This is a genomic window from Amycolatopsis rhizosphaerae, assembly GCF_007713715.1.
Lineage (GTDB): Bacteria > Actinomycetota > Actinomycetes > Mycobacteriales > Pseudonocardiaceae > Amycolatopsis_E > Amycolatopsis_E rhizosphaerae.
In genome coordinates this window covers 1-1,919 of sequence record NZ_VJWX01000782.1, presented here as the reverse complement: position 1 = coordinate 1,919, position 1,919 = coordinate 1, and the positions used below count along the sequence as shown (strand labels likewise).

General features: G+C 73.5%; 1 protein-coding gene and 1 pseudogene. One reads left to right on the top strand and one right to left on the bottom strand.

Features of this window, described 5'->3' with window-relative positions; genetic code table 11:
• On the top strand, positions 1-858 hold an 858-nt coding region (locus FNH05_RS36770; RefSeq protein ID WP_144593440.1), incomplete at its 5' end, for a hypothetical protein.
• A gap of 190 nt (positions 859-1,048) precedes the next feature.
• On the opposite strand, the pseudogene FNH05_RS36765 reads toward FNH05_RS36770, so the two are convergent.
• Positions 1,049-1,919 (bottom strand): annotated as a pseudogene (locus tag FNH05_RS36765) (hypothetical protein); the annotation flags it as partial.

Sequence of the window (1,919 nt, the reverse complement as noted above, 5' to 3'; positions counted from 1 at the left end):
GCCCGGCAGACCGAAGAGGACAGCGGTCGCTCCGCTGCCGCGGCCAGCACGGTGGAGATCGCGCCTGCGCCCCTCGCCATCGGTGTCGCGGCTCCCCTGCCGCCCGGTTCGCCACCGCCGAACGGCCCCGCCGGTGCGCCACCCCCGGCCGGGAGCGGATACCGCGACTGGCGCGTACGGCGGCACCGGTCGATCCCGCGGTTGCGGATCGGCACACACCACGCCTCCCCGGCGGCGCTGGACCGGTTGCAGGTGTCGGCGTCGTCGATCGGCATGCGATTGGGTCGCGACCAGAACGGGTTTCCCGTGGCGATTACCCTTTTCCGCCCGGAACCGGTTTCCCTCAGTCTTATCGGTGGCGGCTGGGCCGCCAGGCTGATGGCGTCGAGGGCCCTGCGGGCGGGCGCCCGGCTGCTGGTCTTCACTGAGCACCCGGAGGATTGGGTCCGGTTAGGACGGTCGGTGACCGGGAGAACCGATCGGGTCGCCGTGCTGGCACCGGATGCGCCCGCCGAGGTGGGTGCCAGCGCGGACGCGCCGGTGCTGTGCCTGCACCACGGCGCGCCCGGTCCCGAGGCGCCGGAACCGTGGCAGACCCGCCTCCTGCTGCACCGGCGGCTGACCCCGGACCGGGTGCCCGCGGTGCGGGATTCGGAGCTGGTGCTGGCCCAACGGCTCACCCCGAACGAGGCGGCGCTCGTCGCACCGGCCTTGCGGTTGACACCGCACAACGCACAGCAGCTCCAGCTCCTGCGCGACGACATGATGGCGCTGTTCGCCCCCGGGGGAAACCAGTACCTGTGGGTGGACCAGATTCCCGCCGAACTCGACCGCATCGGCCGCCCCGGCCGCTACTGACCCCCTTTTCGTGTCCCACCCTCGTGCGGTTGTGTCCCACTTTCGGGCACCGGTCGTGCCCCCAGGACGGTGCCGAACGTGGAACTCGCCGCACTGAGCGTGGGACACAAGCGCGTGAAGGTGGGACACAAGCGCGACAAGGTCGGCAGCCGGGGGTGGGCCGCGTCGCGGACCACCCCCCGGTCCGGACTCAGCCCTGCCCGCCGAGCCTGGCGGACGGCTCCGCGCGGTAGGGCTGTTCCGGCCGCCCGGCGGCGACCAGCGGCCCGCCCGGGGTCTCGACCTCGAACGCCGAGTCGTCGGTGACCGCGGCCTTCTCCTCGGCCGGAAGCGCGGACGGCCGAGAGCTGCGGACGGCCCGGTCCGCGTGGACCACGGGGCGAGCGTGGGCGTCCGATATGGACACCGTGGACGCCGAAGGTTCCGGTGCCCGCAGCGCGGCGGGGATCTCACCGGCTGGGGTGACGACGAGTTCGTCCGCCATCCCGTACCGGCCCGCGAGCATGGGAGAAGCGCCGGTAGGGAGACCGGCGGCGAACTCGGACTTCGCCAGGGCCTCGCGGCGGCGCTTCCGGCCGCGTCTGCCCTCGGCGATCCGTTCCGTAAAGGTCTTCTCCGGTTCGGTCCGATGGGGATTGGACAGTACTGGCGGAGTGCCGAGCCCGCTCGTCCCGGCCGGAGCCTCGGCCGCGCGACCGGCGACCGGCCTGCCGCGCCTCTTGGTGTCGCCCAGTACCGGGGGTGCGCCGCCCGGCGGCGGCTGGAATGCCTGTGCGACAGAGGAAGCGCCGCCCAAAGCCGGCGCGGCCGTCCGTTGGGTGCCCTGGCCTTCCGGTGCGGAGGCGCCTGGGGGGAGGGCCGGGGCCGATCCCGCCATGCCGCCCAATCCGGAGGACAGTCCCGGCGAAGGGGCGCCGTTCTGGCGTTTGCCGTTTTCCTTGCCCTGCGGCTCGTGGGGTAGTTCGGCGCCGGGCGGAGGGGTGATCGTGCCGGGCGGGTAAAGGCTGTTCGACGTCAGATTCGGCAGCGCACCCACGCCTGGCTGCCGGGCCGCCGGGACT